The 13,934-nt window shown below is 58.6% G+C and carries 11 protein-coding genes and 1 pseudogene; 9 read left to right on the top strand and 3 right to left on the bottom strand.

Translation table 11 applies throughout. The features are described 5' to 3' along the window. The first annotated feature begins 135 nt into the window (after positions 1–135). From I9H07_RS03620 to I9H07_RS03660, 9 genes are all read left to right on the top strand, one after another. Positions 136–1,395: an ATP-binding protein gene (locus I9H07_RS03620; RefSeq protein ID WP_024675755.1), complete on the top strand. Its 1,260-nt coding sequence runs from the start codon at positions 136–138 to the stop codon at positions 1,393–1,395. Continuing rightward, positions 1,392–1,952 (top strand): response regulator transcription factor, encoded by a 561-nt coding sequence (locus I9H07_RS03625; protein ID WP_024645564.1) that lies wholly within the window; start codon positions 1,392–1,394, stop codon positions 1,950–1,952. The genes I9H07_RS03620 and I9H07_RS03625 overlap by 4 nt, the downstream gene beginning before the upstream one ends. Positions 1,953–2,041: 89 nt before the next feature. Then, complete coding sequence (locus tag I9H07_RS03630) at positions 2,042–3,775, top strand: ABC transporter ATP-binding protein/permease (RefSeq protein WP_236424390.1); 1,734 nt, start codon at positions 2,042–2,044, stop codon at positions 3,773–3,775. A gap of 99 nt (positions 3,776–3,874) precedes the next feature. Then, positions 3,875–4,624: a FadR/GntR family transcriptional regulator gene (locus tag I9H07_RS03635; protein WP_007249099.1), complete on the top strand. Its 750-nt coding sequence runs from the start codon at positions 3,875–3,877 to the stop codon at positions 4,622–4,624. A 751-nt stretch (positions 4,625–5,375) separates the two neighbouring features. Then, positions 5,376–6,287, top strand: coding sequence for a 5-dehydro-4-deoxyglucarate dehydratase (kdgD, locus tag I9H07_RS03640; RefSeq protein ID WP_005620479.1), 912 nt, complete (start codon positions 5,376–5,378; stop codon positions 6,285–6,287). A 164-nt stretch (positions 6,288–6,451) separates the two neighbouring features. Then, on the top strand, positions 6,452–7,837 hold the full coding sequence (locus I9H07_RS03645) for an MFS transporter (protein ID WP_024673557.1): 1,386 nt from the start codon (positions 6,452–6,454) through the stop codon (positions 7,835–7,837). A 10-nt stretch (positions 7,838–7,847) separates the two neighbouring features. Beyond that, entirely contained in the window at positions 7,848–9,401 is a 1,554-nt protein-coding gene (gene garD / locus I9H07_RS03650) for a galactarate dehydratase (RefSeq protein WP_024673558.1), read from the top strand. A gap of 280 nt (positions 9,402–9,681) precedes the next feature. Then, the gene (locus I9H07_RS03655; protein WP_024673275.1) at positions 9,682–9,921 is read left to right on the top strand and encodes a PLD nuclease N-terminal domain-containing protein; all 240 of its coding nucleotides are present in this window, start codon (positions 9,682–9,684) and stop codon (positions 9,919–9,921) included. Positions 9,922–10,109: 188 nt separating this feature from the next. Beyond that, positions 10,110–10,304: a hypothetical protein gene (locus I9H07_RS03660; protein WP_058393128.1), complete on the top strand. Its 195-nt coding sequence runs from the start codon at positions 10,110–10,112 to the stop codon at positions 10,302–10,304. 322 nt (positions 10,305–10,626) lie between these two features. Here the strand turns inward: I9H07_RS03660 and I9H07_RS03665 are convergent, their stop codons facing one another. From I9H07_RS03665 to I9H07_RS03675, 3 genes and pseudogenes are all read right to left on the bottom strand, one after another. Next, positions 10,627–10,827 carry a hypothetical protein gene (locus I9H07_RS03665; RefSeq protein WP_080266559.1) on the bottom strand — a complete coding sequence of 67 codons (201 nt, stop codon included), beginning with the start codon at positions 10,825–10,827 and terminating at the stop codon, positions 10,627–10,629. 216 nt (positions 10,828–11,043) lie between these two features. Then, positions 11,044–11,828 (bottom strand): annotated as a pseudogene (locus I9H07_RS03670) (sulfite exporter TauE/SafE family protein). A gap of 91 nt (positions 11,829–11,919) precedes the next feature. Further along, positions 11,920–13,743, bottom strand: coding sequence for a sensor domain-containing phosphodiesterase (locus tag I9H07_RS03675; protein WP_236425725.1), 1,824 nt, complete (start codon positions 13,741–13,743; stop codon positions 11,920–11,922). Between the last annotated feature and the right edge of the window lie 191 nt (positions 13,744–13,934).

The following is a 13,934-nucleotide window of genomic DNA, read 5'->3' on the forward strand; positions in this document are numbered from 1 at the left end:
TACACGGGTTCCTGCGATGACCTGGCGTCCGGTGCGGACGTTCGGGTGTGTGGTGCGTTGACGCACTTTTCGAGTTTTGCCTCTCGCTTGGTTATACTCGTCGCGATCCACCTGGAGCACTCATCAGGAGAGCTCATGCTCGCCCCCGTTCAAATGCTTTCAGCCACACGTCAAAACCTGTGGCGCCTGACATTCATCCGCATTCTGGTGCTGGCCGCGCAAGCCGGTTCGGTCGGAATTGCGTGGCTGTTCGATTTTCTGCCGTTGCCGTGGCTGCAACTGTCCATCACGCTGGGTTGCTCGCTGGTTCTGTGCGGGCTGACCGTCATCCGGCTGCGCACGTCCCTGCCGCTCACCGAGTTTGAATACGCCCTGCAACTGGCCCTCGACCTGTTGATTCACAGCGCCTTGCTGTATTACTCGGGCGGCTCGGCCAACCCGTTCGTTTCCTATTATCTGGTGCCATTGACCATTGCCGCCGCCACGCTACCCTGGCGCTACTCGCTGATCCTGTCCGGCTTCGCGCTGACGATGTACACCATGCTGATGGTTCGTTCCTATCCGCTGGAAACCGACGCCATCGCCCGGGAAAACATGCAGGTCTATGGCATGTGGCTGAGCTTTGCGCTGGCGGCCGGGGTCATCACCTTCTTTGCGGCGAAGATGGCCGAGGAACTGCGCCGTCAGGAACAACTGCGTGCCGAGCGCCGTGAGGAGGGCTTGCGCGATCAGCAGTTGCTCGCCGTCGCGACGCAGGCCGCAGGCGCTGCCCACGAACTGGGCACACCTCTGGCGACCATGAGCGTGCTGCTCAAGGAAATGCGTCAGGACCACAGCGACCCTGCCTTGCAGGAAGACCTGTCGGTATTGCAGGAGCAGGTCAAACAGTGCAAACAGACCCTCCAGCAACTGGTGCGTGCTGCCGAAGCCAACCGGCGCATGGCCGTGGAGCAGCAGACCGCCACCCGCTGGCTGGACGAGTCGCTCAATCGCTGGCATTTGATGCGCCCGGAAGTGAGTTACCGCTTCTATCAACTGGGCAAGGGCGATGTGCCGATGCTGGCTCCACCGCCGGACCTGACCCAGGCGTTGCTCAATCTGCTCAACAACGCCGCCGATGCCTGCCCCGACGGGCTGGAAGTCAATCTGGACTGGGACAGCGCAGAAGTGTGCATCAGCATTCGCGACCACGGCGCTGGTGTGCCGCTGGCGATTGCCGAACAGATCGGCAAACCGTTCTTTACTACCAAGGGCAAAGGTTTCGGCCTGGGTCTGTTCCTGAGCAAAGCCAGTGTCACCCGTGCAGGTGGCTCGGTAAAACTCTACAGTCATGAGGAAGGCGGCACGCTCACCGAGCTGCGCCTGCCCCGTGACACGCGAGGAGAAGAAACATGAGTGACGATATTCAGGTTGAAGGCGAAGAGCTGCCGCATCTGTTGCTGGTCGATGACGATGCCACGTTCACCCGCGTGATGGCGCGCGCAATGAGCCGACGCGGATTTCGCGTCAGCACGGCCGGGTCGGCTGAAGAAGGTCTGGCACTGGCGCAGCAGGACATTCCTGAATACGCCGCGCTGGACCTGAAAATGGATGGCGATTCCGGCTTGGTGCTGCTGCCCAAACTGCTGGAAATGGACCCGGACATGCGCGTTGTAATCCTCACCGGTTATTCGAGCATTGCCACGGCGGTCGAAGCCATCAAGCGTGGCGCCTGCAATTACCTGTGCAAGCCTGCCGACGCCGATGATGTGCTTGCTGCGTTGCTGTCCGAGCACGCCAACCTCGACACGCTGGTGCCTGAGAATCCGATGTCGGTCGACCGCTTGCAGTGGGAGCACATTCAGCGTGTGCTGGCCGAGCATGAAGGCAATATCTCCGCGACGGCGCGTGCGCTCGGCATGCACCGCCGGACCTTGCAGCGCAAGTTGCAGAAGCGCCCCGTGCGGCGTTGATGAAGGTTTTTTCATAGTGATCGTGTAGGCTTTTTTTTGCTTCATTGTGCTCAGGCATCGTACTTCCACAGAGAGCGAGCCTGAACTACATGAATCGCAATGCTGAATATTCTGTCGTTAACGATACGGTAAAAGGGGCGTTCTTCCCCCGTGTCTGGAAGCTGATAGCGCCGTATTGGCGCAGTGAGGAAAAGAAGTCTGCCTGGGCTCTGCTGATCGCGGTAATCGCCCTGTCACTGTTCAATGTGCAGATATCGGTCCTGTTCAACAGCTGGTATCGAGACTTCTATAACGCCCTGCAGAACAAAGATCTGGCTGCATTCACTCACCTGATCCTGTACTTCAGCGGGATTGCTGCCATCGCCATTCTGGCCGCTGTCTACCGCTTGTACCTGACCCAGATGCTGACCATTCGCTGGCGTCGCTGGCTGACCGAGCAGCACTTCGCTCGCTGGCTGGCGCAGAAAAACTATTACCATCTGGAGCAGGGCGGTTACACCGACAACCCTGACCAGCGCCTGTCCGAAGACCTCAATGAGTTCACCACCAGCACCCTCAGCCTGGGGCTGGGTCTGATGAGCGCGGTCGTCAGCCTGGTTTCGTTTTCGGTCATTCTCTGGGGTGTTTCGGGCAGCATCGAACTGTTCGGCGTGACCATTCCCGGTTACATGTTCTGGGCGGCCATGCTGTATGCCTTGGTCGGCAGCTTGCTGACCCACTGGATTGGCAAGCGCCTGATCCCGCTGAACAACCAGCAGGAACGCTATGAAGCGGACCTGCGTTTTGCTCTGGTGCGGGTCCGGGAAAATGCCGAAAGCATTGCCTTGTCCGCAGGTGAAAAGAATGAAAACCAGCGCTTGAGCGGGCGCTTCACGATGATCTGGAATAACTTCCGGACCTCCATGAAAGTTCAGAAGCGCCTGACCTTCTTTACTTCGGGCTATGCGCAGATCGCACTGATTTTCCCCTTCATCGTTGCTGCGCCCCGGTATTTCGCAGGCAAGATCGAACTGGGAGATCTGATGCAGATCAATTCGGCGTTCGGCAATGTGCAGGAGAACTTCAGCTGGTTCATCAGCGCCTACAGCACACTCGCCTCATGGCGCGCCACGTCTGATCGTCTGCTGAGTTTTCGCCAGGCCATGACCGATCATGAGGCGCAACAGCCTGCCATCGAAACAATCCCCGGCGATGACGCGCTGGTTCTTCGCGACCTGGGGCTGAGTATTGTCGGAGGCCGACAACTGCTGAGCGATGCCAATCTGCAAATGGGCGCGGGCGAGCGGGTGATGCTCAGCGGTCGTTCAGGCAGCGGCAAGAGCTCCTTGCTCAGGGCGCTGGGCGGCTTGTGGACAGACGGCGCAGGCAGGATTCAGCTGCCGGCCGGCGCGGCGTTGTTCCTGCCGCAACGGCCGTATCTGCCGATCGGAACCCTGCGCGAGGCGATGAGTTATCCACAGCCTGCCGAGCACTATTCGGCGGATCGCTTTGCCGAGGTGCTGATTCAATGCCGTCTTGAACATCTGGTGCCGCATCTGGATGAAAGCAATCACTGGCAACGCTTTCTGTCGCCCGGCGAGCAGCAGCGCGTGGCGTTTGCGCGTGCCCTGCTGATCGCACCGCGCTGGCTGTATATGGATGAGGCGACTTCGGCCATGGATGAGGAGGACGAGGCAGCCATGCATCGCGCGATCATCGACGGGCTGCCTGGCCTTGGCTTGCTCAGCGTCGGGCATCGCACCAGCCTGAAGCGTTTTCATGGTCGGCATGTGCGGGTGGAAGAGGGCAAGTTGATCGAACAATCGACTTCCGAAGCTGTTTGAGGTCGATCCTGCGCGGAGGATGGCGCTTTTTGAGGGTGTGATCATACAACCGCTGAGCTATGATTAGCCCTTGTTTAGCAGTCCAGAGATCGACGTTGGATGGAAAATCAAAGCGCTCTGCCTCGCGCCCGTAGAAAACACCGCAGCCTCGCGCAGGAGCTGGTGACCGAGCTGTCCGAGCGTATTCGCAGCGGCCAGCTCAAGCGCGGCGACAAACTGCCCACCGAATCGGCAATCATGGAAGAGCAGGGCGTCAGTCGTACTGTGGTGCGTGAAGCGATTTCGCGTCTGCAAGCGTCCGGTCTGGTCGAGACCCGTCACGGGATCGGCACCTTCGTTCTGGACACGCCGAGCCCCAGCGGCTTCCGCATCGATCCGGCGACCATCGTCACCCTGCGTGATGTGCTGGCCATTCTGGAGTTGCGCATCAGTCTGGAAGTGGAGTCGGCAGGGCTTGCCGCCCAGCGCCGGAGCGACGAGCAACTGGCGGCCATGCGAGCCGCGCTGGATGCACTCAATGAAAGTGCCGCACACGCGACTGATGCAGTGGCGTCGGATTTCCAGTTTCACCTGCAGATCGCGCTGTCGACCGGCAACCGCTATTTCACTGACATCATGACCCACCTGGGGACCAGCATCATTCCGCGCACGCGTCTCAACTCTGCGCGCTTGGCCCATGATGATCAGCAGCACTACATGGACCGCTTGAGCCGTGAGCACGAAGAGATCTTCGACGCCATCGCCCGCCAGGACTCCGACGCCGCGCGTGCCGCGATGCGCTTGCACCTGACCAATAGCCGCGAACGCCTGCGCCACGCGCATGAAGAAGCTGAATCGCAGCGGGCCTGATGCCCGCACCTGCCCAATCAAGACCGGACGCAGAGCGTCCAGAACAGCATGCCCACGCGGAGCATGGGCACGATAGGTGTTCTTCCTGACACCTCTCGTTCCTCACGCTCCAGCGTAGGAATGCCCTGGGTGACGCTCCGCGTCACAGCTCTGCGTCACGCCACACGCTTAAGATCGGACGCAGAGCGTCCAGAACAGCATGCCCACGCGGAGCATGGGCACGATAGGTGTTCTGCCTGACACCTCTCGTTCCTCACGCTCCAGCGTGGGAACGCCTTGGGTGACGCTCCGCGTCACAGATCTGCGTCACGCCACACACTTAAGATCGGACGCAGAGCGTCCAGAACAGCATGCCCACGCGGAGCATGGGCACGATAGGTGTTCTGCCTGACACCTCTCGTTCCTCACGCTCCAGCGTGGGAATGCCTTGGGTGACGCTTCGCGTCACAGATCTGCGTCGCGCCGCGCACTTAGGATCGGACGCAGAGCGTCCAGAACGGCATGCCGACGCGGAGCATCGCACGATAGTCGAGATTATCGTTCCTCACGCTCCAGCGTGGGAATGCCTTGGGTGACGCTCCGCGTCACAGATCTGCGCCATACCGCCTGCTCAAACCGGACGCCGTCTCCTTGCGCTGAAAAAACCCGAAAATCCCTGTTGAGTGATTTTATTATCAGTTGTACGATGACTTACGACATCGGCACTGGCCCGGTGATCTTCTAACAATTATGTCCCCAGGGTGTTCGAATAATGAATCCACAAGAACTGAAGTCCATCCTCTCTTCCGGCCTGCTGTCCTTCCCGGTTACCGATTTCAATGCGCAGGGCGATTTCCATCGCGCTGGCTACATCAAACGCCTTGAGTGGCTGGCCCCGTATGGCGCCAGTGCTTTGTTCGCCGCTGGCGGTACAGGTGAGTTCTTCTCCCTGGCAGCCAGCGAATACTCTGAAATCATCAAGACTGCCGTCGACACCTGCGCTACCAGCGTGCCGATTCTGGCCGGTGTGGGCGGTGCGACTCGTCAGGCTATCGAATACGCTCAGGAAGCCGAGCGCCTGGGTGCCAAAGGCCTGTTGCTGCTGCCGCACTACCTGACCGAAGCCAGCCAGGACGGCGTTGCCGCCCACGTTGAAGCGGTGTGCAAATCAGTCAAGATTGGTGTGGTGGTCTACAACCGCAACGTCTGCCGCCTGACGCCGACCCTGCTGGAGCAACTGGCCGAGCGTTGCCCGAACCTGATCGGTTACAAGGATGGCCTGGGTGATATCGAGCTGATGGTGTCGATCCGTCGCCGTCTGGGTGATCGCTTCTCGTACCTGGGCGGTTTGCCTACCGCTGAAGTCTACGCCGCTGCCTACAAGGCGCTGGGCGTGCCGGTCTACTCGTCTGCCGTGTTCAACTTCGTACCGAAACTGGCGATGGATTTCTACCACGCCATTGCCCGTGATGATCACGAGGCTGTCGGCAAGTACATCGACGATTTCTTCCTGCCGTATCTGGAAATCCGTAACCGCAAAGCCGGTTATGCAGTCAGCATCGTCAAGGCTGGCGCGAAGATCGCTGGTTACGACGCAGGACCGGTTCGTGCGCCATTGACCGACCTGACGCCAGACGAGTGCGACATGCTCGCTGCCCTGATGGACAAGCAAGGCAAGCAATAACACCTGTGACGATAACGCCGCTGAGTGATCAGCGGTTTTTTCGTTACCGCGCATGACCCTTACAGGTGGTAGATGTCGTCGCCGTGACACTGCCAAGGGGCCTGTAACGCTATACCCAAAAACAGCTTTACCCGCCAAAAAAAATAATCAGTGGGAGCTCTACCATGCAAAAGTCCAAGCCGACGCACGTCCGCTATTTGATTCTGTTGATGCTGTTTCTCGTCACCACGATCAATTACGCCGACCGTGCCACCATCGCTATCGCTGGTTCCAGTATCCAGAAAGACCTCGGCATCACGCCGGTCACTCTGGGCTATATCTTCTCCGCATTCGGCTGGGCCTACGTGGCTGGCCAGATCCCCGGTGGCTGGCTGCTCGACCGATTCGGGTCGAAGAAAGTCTATGCCATGAGCATTTTCACCTGGTCGCTGTTCACCCTGCTGCAAGGCTATGTGGGTGAATTTGGCATTTCCACGGCCATCGTCGCGCTGTTCATGCTGCGTTTTCTGGTCGGGCTGGCGGAAGCGCCTTCCTTCCCGGGCAACGCACGCATCGTGGCCGCCTGGTTCCCGACTGCCGAACGCGGCACTGCGTCGGCGATCTTCAACTCGGCGCAATACTTCGCCACCGTCCTGTTCGCTCCGCTGATGGGGTGGATCGTCTACACCTACGGCTGGCAGCACGTGTTTGTGGTCATGGGCGCAGTCGGCATCGTGTTCTCGATGATCTGGATGAAGGTCATTTATGGCCCGCGCAACCACCCGATGATCAACGAGGCCGAGTTCGAACACATTTCCAGCAATGGTGCGCTGGTCGATCTGGATCAGGACAAGGGCAAAGGCGCGGAAAAGGCTGCCAGCAGCGGACCCAAGTGGGACTACATTCGCCAGTTGCTGACCAACCGCATGATGCTTGGCATCTACCTGAGCCAATACTGCATCAACGGCATCACCTATTTCTTCCTGACCTGGTTCCCGGTGTACCTGGTTCAGGAACGCGGCATGACCATCCTCAAGGCAGGCATGATCGCGTCCTTGCCAGCCATCTGCGGTTTTATCGGTGGAGTACTGGGCGGGATCATTTCCGACTATCTGTTGCGCAAGGGCCATTCGCTGACCTTCGCCCGCAAGGCGCCGATCATCGGCGGTTTGCTGCTGTCGACGTCTATCGTGACCTGCAACTATGTGGACGTGGAATGGGTGGTCGTCGGCTTCATGGCCCTGGCGTTCTTCGGTAAAGGCGTGGGCGCATTGGGCTGGGCGGTCATGTCCGACGTCTCGCCCAAGCAGATTGCCGGTTTGAGTGGCGGCCTGTTCAATACCTTCGGTAACGTTGCATCGATCACCACCCCGATTGTGATTGGCTACATCATCAGCAGCACCGGCTCGTTCAAATGGGCGCTGGTGTTTGTCGGCGCCAACGCGCTGGTGGCGGTGATCAGTTACATTTTCATCGTGGGCGAAATCAAGCGTGTGGAATTGAAAGAGCCGCCTGCCAAGGGGCCATTGCTGAACGACTCGGTCAGCGACCTTTCCGAAGCAAAATCCTGAGGAAACCGTGATGAACCTGATTCAACATGCCGATTCTCCACGCTACATCCGGCTGCATCCGCTGGATAACGTAGTGGTCGTGGTCAACGACCAGGGTGTGCCGGCCGGAACCGAATTCGACAACGGCCTGGTGACCGTCGATAACGTGCCGCAAAGCCACAAGGTCAGCACCGTTGACCTGGCGGTAGGCGAGGCGATCATTCGCTATGGCCATACCATCGGCTACGCGCTGCAACCCATCCCGCGCGGCAGTTGGGTCAGGGAAGACCAGTTGCGCATGCCATCCGCACCTGCGCTCGACAGCTTGCCGATGTCCGATGCGGTGCCGGAGAAGCAGGCGCCGCTGGAGGGTTTTACCTTTGAAGGCTATCGCAATGCCGACGGTACGGTGGGCACCCGCAATATTCTCGGCATCACCACCACCGTGCAGTGTGTGACCGGCGTACTGGATCATGCGGTCAAGCGCATTCGTGACGAGTTGTTGCCCAAGTACCCGAACGTCGATGACGTGGTGGCGCTGACCCACAGTTACGGCTGCGGCGTGGCCATTACGGCCACCGACGCCTATATCCCGATTCGCACCGTGCGCAATCTGGCACGCAACCCGAATCTGGGTGGCGAGGCGCTGGTGATCAGCCTGGGCTGCGAGAAATTGCAGGCCGGGCAGGTCATGCATGAAGGCGACAGTTCGGTGGACCTCAGCGATCCGTGGCTGTACCGGCTTCAGGACTCCAGCCACGGCTTCAACGAAATGATCGAGCAGATCATGGAGCTGGCCGAAACGCGTCTGAAGAAACTGGATGTGCGCCGGCGCGAAACGGTTCCGGCTTCGGAGCTGATCCTGGGTATGCAGTGCGGCGGCAGCGATGCGTTTTCCGGCATCACCGCCAACCCGGCCCTGGGCTATGCCTCGGACCTGCTGTTACGTGCTGGTGCGACGGTGATGTTTTCCGAAGTGACTGAAGTGCGTGATGCCATTTATCTGCTGACGTCCCGCGCGCAGGATCAGGACGTCGCTCAGGCCCTGGTTCGCGAAATGGACTGGTACGACCGCTACCTGGCCAAAGGTGAAGCAGATCGCAGCGCCAACACCACGCCGGGCAACAAGAAGGGTGGGTTATCGAACATTGTCGAGAAATCCCTGGGGTCTATCGTCAAGTCCGGCAGCAGCGCCATCAACGGCGTGCTTGGCCCTGGCGAGCGGGTCAGCGGCAAAGGGTTGATCTTCTGCGCCACGCCAGCCAGTGATTTTGTCTGTGGCACCCTGCAACTGGCCGCCGGGATGAACCTGCATGTGTTCACCACCGGGCGCGGTACGCCGTATGGCCTGGCGATGGCGCCAGTTGTGAAGGTCTCGACCCGCACTGAACTGGCTCAGCGCTGGCCCGACCTGATCGACATCGACGCCGGCCGCATCGCTACGGGTCGTGCGAGCATCGAGGATCTGGGCTGGGAGCTGTTCCACTTCTACCTGGACGTAGCCAGCGGCAAGAAAAAGACCTGGACCGAACACTACCGGCTGCACAACGACATCACCCTGTTCAACCCTGCGCCGATTACCTGACTGGAGTGTGACGCGGAGCGTCACGAACGGCATTCCCACGCTGGAGCGTGAGGAACGATCTGTGCGTAAACATGAATACGCCTATCGTGCCCATGCTCCGCGTGGGCATGCCGGTCTGGACGCTCCGCGTCCGCTCTTGCCTCTGCGGTGAAAGGCTGCCCAATGCTTGGTACCCGATCACAATCCGAAAGATTCTCTGAACTTTCAGGCACTTTCAGACCTCTTCTACAGTAGGGACGGCCGGTCTGGCCGCCTTTGCTGAAGGTGCAGGAGATTTCAAATGGGTTGGATATCGGAAAATCATTTGTGGTTGTTTGCAGCGCTGACTGCTCTGATCGTGATTTCGGACATCTGGGCGGTCATGCGTATTCGCAAAAGCAAGACACAGTCCAGCAACAAGCTGATGTGGATCATCGTCGTTGTCGCCGTGCCGATTGCTGGCGTATTGGCTCTGGTGGTTGCAGGTCCGCGCCATGTGGACACCCCGGCCACGCCTGAACAGCAAAGCACCAAGTACTGACCCCACCTTCCAGAAATACCCCGTCAGTCGGCGGGGTATTTCTTTTTTAAAGACGCTCTCGTCCCGCTCGCTGAACATCTTTCCGGAAAGATGCGCGGCCGACTGGCAAAAATAAAAATCTCTGCAATTCTTCTGCAATGGTGAGGTGTTTACATGCTCGCCATCCAGACCGGAAAAGGAGAGAGCACATGTCGATCATTACCAAGTGGGCGTTGCAGGCGGTTGCATTGTTTGTACTGGGCTGGATGGCGACGGTGACTGCGAGCTGGAGCAACACTGTTGCCACTGGCACGGGCAGTGACCGATTGGCAGAGTTGAGTAGCGGTGTGCTGACGACGTCAGCGGCGACCGTTCTGAGTTCTACAGCGCCGCAGAGTGAATGATCAGGCTGACGAGCCAGGCGGCAAAGCGTTACTTTTTCGCAGGCAAAAAAATGGCCCACAACGGGGTGGGCCAAATGGGATTCATCAAAGGAGTGGGTTCAATTTACCCAGCCTGACGTGAAGAGGATGTGAAACGGATGTCATGGAAACGAGAACTGTTTCAAAACCGTGCCCGGTCGATAATCGGATAAAAGTGGCGTGGTGACGGGGATTCGCAGGATATTGCTTATCGTACCGACGCAGTGCATCGGCACAATATGCAAAAAAATGGATGTCAGCCGTATAAAGCGCTGATCAGGAATTCAGGTTTGAGATCGGTGCCTTAGCGGGCCATTGCTCTGGCGCTTCGTTCGGGAGCGGCACGTTGCGTCATGTGGGGGAGGGTGTGAGGCGCATCGATCCTGGATTTCATGCGATCTGCAAATTCTCTGGCTTCCTGCCAGCTCCGGCAGCTCACCGGGTAGTCACCCAGTTTTACAACCCAATTAGCTCCGTACATACCTTCTTCAATTCGGATAAGCATTGTTGGCATCCTCCAGTCAGTAAGGTTGAATCTGTGCCGGGTCATCGGCGATCAAGCAGACGACCGAAAGCCTGCGCCGAAAATCTGCGTGGTGCTACAAAAAATTACAAATCCCGATGAGTGCAACTTGCTGAGGACTACCGGCATCAGCAACTCTGAAAAAGTGTGCACGCAGGCAGACTGACGCAGAAATGTGACAGGCTGACGAGGCAGGCGTCAGAACGCCAGTTTGAAGCCGATGATGCCCAGCATGATGGCCAGACAAGGGCGCAGCAGATCATCGGACACACGACCCGCCATATGACTGCCCAGGTAAATGCCCGGCAACGACCCCATCAATAGCCAGCCCAGCAATTCCCAGTTCATATTGCCCATGCTCGCGTGGCCTAAACCTGCGACCAGTGTCAGTGGCACCGCGTGCGCGATTTCCGTGCCGACCAGGCGGCGGGTGGGTAGCAAGGGATAAAGAATGAACAGCGCCACAGTGCCCAGCGCGCCCGCCCCGATAGACGTCAGCGCAACCATGGTGCCAAGGATCAGGCCAGTGATGACTGTCAGCACGGTCAGGCTGTTGCCGCTGAAAAAAGATTTTCCGTCGCCACGGCCGTGGGCGAAGGCGAGCAACTTCTTCTTGAACAGAATGGCGGTCGCGGTGAGCAACAGGACAAACCCAGTGCCTGTTTGATGATCGCGTTCAACGCTTCAGGAGCTGTGTGCAGCGAGCTGAGGAACCACAGCGTCATCATTACTGCCGGGACGCTGCCGAGTGTCAGCAGGCCAGTCACTTTCCAGTCGATATTGTCGTTTTTGCGGTGTACCAGAACCCCGCCGGATTTGGTAATCGCGGCATACAGCAGGTCCGTCCCCACCGCGGTCGCCGGATTGATACCAAACCACAGCAGAATCGGCGTCATCAACGAACCGCCACCGACCCCCGTCATGCCCACGATAAAACCGACCACCAGCCCTGCCACTACAAAACCCAGATTACCCGCTTCCATAACCAACCCTGTCGTACATATGCATCAGGCAAAAAGAGCCGGGAAGCATAACGACTTGAGTCTGAAATGGTTATGAAGAAGTGATCTAAGGTTATAACCGCTTGTCACGGATTACCGCAGCTTCGGCGGCCTCGACAACGCTTTGCAGGCGGCGGGTCGGGCCCAGCCAGTCCAGCAGCGCGTCGGCTTCCATGGGTTTGGCAATCAGATAGCCTTGACCTTCGTCACAGCCCCATTGCTTGACCAGGCGGCGGATGTCGTCTGTCTCTATACCTTCCGCCACGACGCAGTAGCCCAGCTTTTTGGCCAGACCGATCAAGGCTTTGACCAGCCGCTGATCAGTCTTGTCAGAGGCCAGATTACGGATCAGCGACTGATCAAGCTTGACCGTGGTGGCCGGTAGCTGGCGCAGGTAATTCCAGTTGCTGTAGCCCGTGCCGAAGTCATCAATGGCCACATCCATGCCCATCTGGCGCATGCGTTCCAGTTGATGGCGCACTTCGGCCGGATTGTGCATCAACGCACCTTCGGTGAATTCCAGCTCAAACCGGGTCGGATCGATCTTGTGCTGGCCCAAAAGGCGGATCATGCGGTCCGTAAAGGCCGGGCCGGTGAGGTCTTCCGGGCTGACGTTGATGGCAATACGGAAATCGAACCCCTGCTGCTGCCAGCGTGCTGCCTGTTCGATCGCGCTCTTCAATACCCACAGGCTCAGCGGGCGCATCAGGGCCGTCTTTTCGGCCAGCGGTATGAACTCGGCAGGGCCGATGGGGCCGAGCGTCGGGTGGTTCCAGCGCAGCAAGGCTTCTACCGAGGTGCACAGGCCGGACTCCAGGTCGATGCGGGGCTGGTAAACCAGGCGCAACTGATCGTGGGCATGCACGGCGGTGGTCAACGAACTGAGCAACATGAAAGCGCGTTGCTGGGCAGCATCAAAGTGCGGTTCGTACATCGCCCAGCCGAGGTCGCGATCACGTGCGTCGTCGGCCGCGCTGATGACCATGCGCATCCAGTCCTGGTTTCCATTCGGATCGCGGTTCAGGCTCACGACGCCGAGACCCACCTGCATCTGAACCGGAATACCCCTGCATTCGACAGGCGTCTCGAAGTCTCGCAGGAGGGTGCGAAACAGGTGATCAGGCACACGGTCCCCCGGCAGCAGAAAGCCGAAGCGGGTAGGGCTGACCTTGTACAGTGAGCAACCCTGCGGTAACAGGCTCTCCAGGCGGGCCTTGATCTCCGTCACCATGTCCTGAGAGAAGCTGTAACCGAGCGCCTTGACGATATCGTTCAGGAACGTGGAGGTGATCATGTCCACCGCCACCAGTTGGTAATCGATACCGGATGCCAGCGCCTGCTGAATGTCTTCCTGCAGTCGCGACCGGTTGTAAAGGCCGGTGGGCTGATCGATGAAGCAACTGAGCCGCAGGCTGACGATGCGCTTCATGACCAGCGACGCAAAACCCTTGAGCATCTGCATCTGCTGCTCGGTCATAGGCTCGCGAGGCTGGGTGTCGATCACGCACAGACTGCCCAGTGCCAGGCCGTCATCAGTAATCAGCGGGGCTCCGGCGTAATAGCGGATATCAGGGTGCCCGGTGACCAGACCGTTGTTCATGAAGCGCTCGTCGATCGTGGCATTGGGCACCTCGAACAACGTGTCGGAAAGAATCGTGTAGGCACAAAACGAAACGTTGCGCGGCGTCTCTCTAGCCTTCAGACCGACCCTTGAGCGAAACCACTGACGATTTTCGTCAACGATCGAGACCAGCGCGATGGGCGCCTGAAAGAACGCGGCGGTCATCGCTACGATCTCGTCCAGCACCTCATCCGAGGTGTCTTCAAGTACGCACAGCTCCCTGATACGCAATAAGCGTTGCGTTTCATTCATCGGGATGGGGGCGCTGGCGTTCATAAAATTCTCGCTGGGTGCTCAGTGATGACTATTTGACATCACGTTATTCACTTTAACAGACGAAAAAATTTCGACTACGGGCGCGCGACAAACAGTTAGTCGGCAGAAGCGTAAGTTTTTTGAGGGCAGTTTGTCCTACAAGCCTTGCAGGGTAAGGGGTCCCTTATTGTTTTCGGGGCTTTACGGTGATT

Source organism: Pseudomonas syringae, from assembly GCF_023278085.1.
Taxonomy (GTDB): domain Bacteria; phylum Pseudomonadota; class Gammaproteobacteria; order Pseudomonadales; family Pseudomonadaceae; genus Aquipseudomonas; species Aquipseudomonas syringae_Q.

What these genes read in the sequence shown, in the direction of transcription:
- I9H07_RS03620 (WP_024675755.1), top strand. Translation starts at nt 136, where the DNA reads ATGCTCGCCCCCGTTCAAATGCTTTCAGCCACACGTCAAAACCTGTGG.
- I9H07_RS03625 (WP_024645564.1), top strand. Translation starts at nt 1,392, where the DNA reads ATGAGTGACGATATTCAGGTTGAAGGCGAAGAGCTGCCGCATCTGTTG.
- I9H07_RS03630 (WP_236424390.1), top strand. Translation starts at nt 2,042, where the DNA reads ATGAATCGCAATGCTGAATATTCTGTCGTTAACGATACGGTAAAAGGG.
- I9H07_RS03635 (WP_007249099.1), top strand. Translation starts at nt 3,875, where the DNA reads ATGGAAAATCAAAGCGCTCTGCCTCGCGCCCGTAGAAAACACCGCAGC.
- kdgD (WP_005620479.1), top strand. Translation starts at nt 5,376, where the DNA reads ATGAATCCACAAGAACTGAAGTCCATCCTCTCTTCCGGCCTGCTGTCC.
- I9H07_RS03645 (WP_024673557.1), top strand. Translation starts at nt 6,452, where the DNA reads ATGCAAAAGTCCAAGCCGACGCACGTCCGCTATTTGATTCTGTTGATG.
- garD (WP_024673558.1), top strand. Translation starts at nt 7,848, where the DNA reads ATGAACCTGATTCAACATGCCGATTCTCCACGCTACATCCGGCTGCAT.
- I9H07_RS03655 (WP_024673275.1), top strand. Translation starts at nt 9,682, where the DNA reads ATGGGTTGGATATCGGAAAATCATTTGTGGTTGTTTGCAGCGCTGACT.
- I9H07_RS03660 (WP_058393128.1), top strand. Translation starts at nt 10,110, where the DNA reads ATGTCGATCATTACCAAGTGGGCGTTGCAGGCGGTTGCATTGTTTGTA.
- I9H07_RS03665 (WP_080266559.1), bottom strand. Translation starts at nt 10,827, where the DNA reads ATGCTTATCCGAATTGAAGAAGGTATGTACGGAGCTAATTGGGTTGTA.
- I9H07_RS03675 (WP_236425725.1), bottom strand. Translation starts at nt 13,743, where the DNA reads ATGAACGCCAGCGCCCCCATCCCGATGAATGAAACGCAACGCTTATTG.